The organism is Actinomycetota bacterium (genome assembly GCA_036280995.1).
Taxonomy (GTDB): domain Bacteria; phylum Actinomycetota; class CALGFH01; order CALGFH01; family CALGFH01; genus CALGFH01.
In genome coordinates this window covers 1-2,577 of record DASUPQ010000273.1, presented here as the reverse complement: position 1 = coordinate 2,577, position 2,577 = coordinate 1, and the positions used below count along the sequence as shown (strand labels likewise).

4 protein-coding genes are annotated in these 2,577 nt (G+C 73.9%); all 4 read left to right on the top strand.

The genetic code is table 11. From position 1 onward, the window contains the following. A partial coding sequence (locus VF468_09120; protein ID HEX5878467.1) for a hypothetical protein occupies positions 1–454 on the top strand: 454 nt, incomplete at its 5' end. A 13-nt stretch (positions 455–467) separates the two neighbouring features. Further along, a complete protein-coding gene (locus VF468_09115; GenBank protein ID HEX5878466.1) occupies positions 468–785 on the top strand; it encodes a hypothetical protein in 318 nt (105 codons plus the stop codon). A 3-nt stretch (positions 786–788) separates the two neighbouring features. Continuing rightward, positions 789–1,559, top strand: coding sequence for a hypothetical protein (locus VF468_09110; GenBank protein HEX5878465.1), 771 nt, complete (start codon positions 789–791; stop codon positions 1,557–1,559). Positions 1,560–1,563: 4 nt separating this feature from the next. Continuing rightward, positions 1,564–2,577 (top strand): hypothetical protein (locus VF468_09105; GenBank protein HEX5878464.1); only part of this gene is annotated, 1,014 nt, incomplete at its 3' end.

Sequence of the window (2,577 nt, the reverse complement as noted above, 5' to 3'; positions counted from 1 at the left end):
CGGAGCGGTCCCGGTGCTGTGCGTCCCCGCCAGCCCCAAGGGGGTGGCGGACGCGCAGAGCGTGGTCACCCTGCTGGAACGGCTCGGCCTGCCCGCGCACCACGTGACGGTGGCGGTGGTCGCGGTCGCCGGAGGCCGGGTGCCGCGGCGGGTGCTGGCCGGGCTCACCCTGCTCCAGGCCCGGGTCGCCGCCATCGCCCATATCCCGCACGACCCCTGGGTCCGGGCCACCGGCGGGATCCGGATCGACCGGGCCGGCCGCCCGCTGCGCCGCGCGGTCACCCGGCTCGCCGCCACCCTCACCGGCCTCGCCACCAGCGTCACCACCGAGGCGACCGCGGCCGATGCGCTGCGGTCGCCCGGCCAGCAACCCGGCGCGGCCATCGCGCCGGACACGACCGCCGCGGCCGCCACCGCCGTGGCCGCGTCCGCGGCTCTTATCCACTCTCGTTGAAGGGAACCCGCTCATGACCCACCTGGCTCACCCGGCCCGCACCCTGTATGAGCTGGTGCTGGCCGGCCCGATCCGCAATCACCGGCCGAGCGGCCGGGGGCTGCCCGGCTCGGGCGCGATCGACACCATCATCAGCTGGACGATGTACGGGGCGCTGGTGGCCTGCGTGCTGGCCGGGATCGTGGGCGCCGCGATGGTCGCGGTCGGCAACCTGTCCACCCGCCCGATCCTGGCCGAACGGGGCAAGGTCACCCTGCTCTGGTCCTTCGGTGGGGGGATCCTGGTCGGGCTGGCGATCCCGCTGGTGAACACGGCGTTCGGGCTGGCGTGAGCGATGAGCATGTTCACCGCCGCCGACCGGCAGGCCCGGGTGCTGCGCCGCCGCTTGCTGTACGCAGTCGTTGGTGTCGGGCTGGTGGTGGCCGCGATCGTGATCGGCCTCACCGGGCTGGGCGTCGGCGTGAACCGCGACCGCCCCGCCGACGTGCCGCTCGACGGCGTTCCGCCTGCCGCCTCCAGTTCCACCGGGCCCGCAACCCCGTCGACCGGGGCGTGGGTGGTGCCGCCGGTGTCGGCCGGGCCGCTGATCCTGCCCCCACCGGCCGGCACGGCGCGCGGGGTGCCGGTCGGGTTCCCGCACACCGTGCCGGGCGCGATCAGCGCGGCCGCCCGGTACGCCGAGACTGCGGTCGGGCTGGACGAGACCCGTGCCCGCACCGTCGGCGAGGTGGCGGGCGCCCCGTCGTACCCGTCGGCGGCCGACGACTTCGCGCATGGGGTCCGGATCGCCAGCAGCACCCTCGGGGTGCAGCCCGGGGACGCCGGCATCGGTGCCTACCTCACCTTCCAGGCCCGCGCCTACCGGGTGGTCGACGCGGGTGCGGACCGAGCCCTCATCCACGTCCTCGGCATCGCCGACGGCGCCGGGCCGGCCACCTCGGGCCAGGGCCGACAGGCCGTATCCGTCGCCGCCTACACGATGGTCTGGGCCGACGGTGACTGGAAGATCGATGGCGGCACCGATCTGGAGGAGCCGCAACCGCTGCCCGCACCGGGATCGGCGCAGGCATATGAGAGGGGTTGGCGTGACCTCGCGATCGCGTAGCCGTGTGCTGCTCGCCGTCGCCGCGGCCGTGCTGAGCATTGCCCTGGCGGGACCCGCTCCAGCGGCTCAGGCCGGGCCGATCAAGGATCTCTGCCCCGACGTCGCGGAGTCGGTGTGCGGCGCGGCGGAGTTCGTGGTCAAGAACGGCACCGTGCCGGGGATCGCCAGTCAGGTGGTGCCGGCCGCCGCGGGGACCGGGTTCGAGGCGATCACCGACACCGCGTTCGGGGCGATGGCGGCCGGGTTCGGGGAGGCCGGGATCGGGTTCCTGGAGTCGCTGTCGCGGGTGTTCGTGGAGTCCTCCACCGTGGACCTGCACGCCTCGGGGGTGACGACGGTGCTGGGGATCGCGCTGCCGATCGCGATGCTGGTCGCGGTCATCCTGGTACTGGTCGCGGCCGGGAAGACCGCATGGACCGGGAACGGGCAGGTCGCCGCCACCGCCCTGCTCGGGCTGGTGAAGACGGTGCTGGTGACCGCGATGGTGCTGGCGCTCACCCAGGCCGCGCTGAAGGCCTCCGACGCCGCCGCCGCCTGGATCATCCGGATCGGGCTGGGCGGCAACCCCCAACTCGAAGACAGGCTGGGCACGCTGATCAGCCTGGACGCGCTGGACGGGTCGCCGGCGCTGGTGCTGGTGTTCGGGTTCCTGGCCATCCTGGTCGGGCTGCTGTTGTGGATCGAGTTGTTGTTCCGGCAGGTGGCGATCGTGGTGCTGGTCGCGGTGGCGCCGATCGCGGCCACCGGGCAGATCCTCCCCGAAACTGGGGAGTGGTGGACCCGGACCCGGAACGCGTTGATCCAGCTGGTGGCGTTGAAGCCGGTGATCGCGTTCTGCTTCGCGGTCGGGTTCGCCACCCTCGGCTCCTCCAGTGACCTGCGGGGGGTGGTGGCCGGGTTCGTCACCCTGCTGGTCGCCGCCCTCGCGTGGCCCTTGCTGGCCAGGTTCATGCCGTTCACCACCGCCGGGTCCGGGCATTCCGCGCTGGCCGGCATGGTGTCCACCGGCGCCGGGTTC

Excerpts from the sequence above, each read along its gene's own strand:
- VF468_09115 (HEX5878466.1), top strand. The coding sequence starts at position 468 with ATGACCCACCTGGCTCACCCGGCCCGCACCCTGTATGAGCTGGTGCTG.
- VF468_09110 (HEX5878465.1), top strand. The coding sequence starts at position 789 with ATGAGCATGTTCACCGCCGCCGACCGGCAGGCCCGGGTGCTGCGCCGC.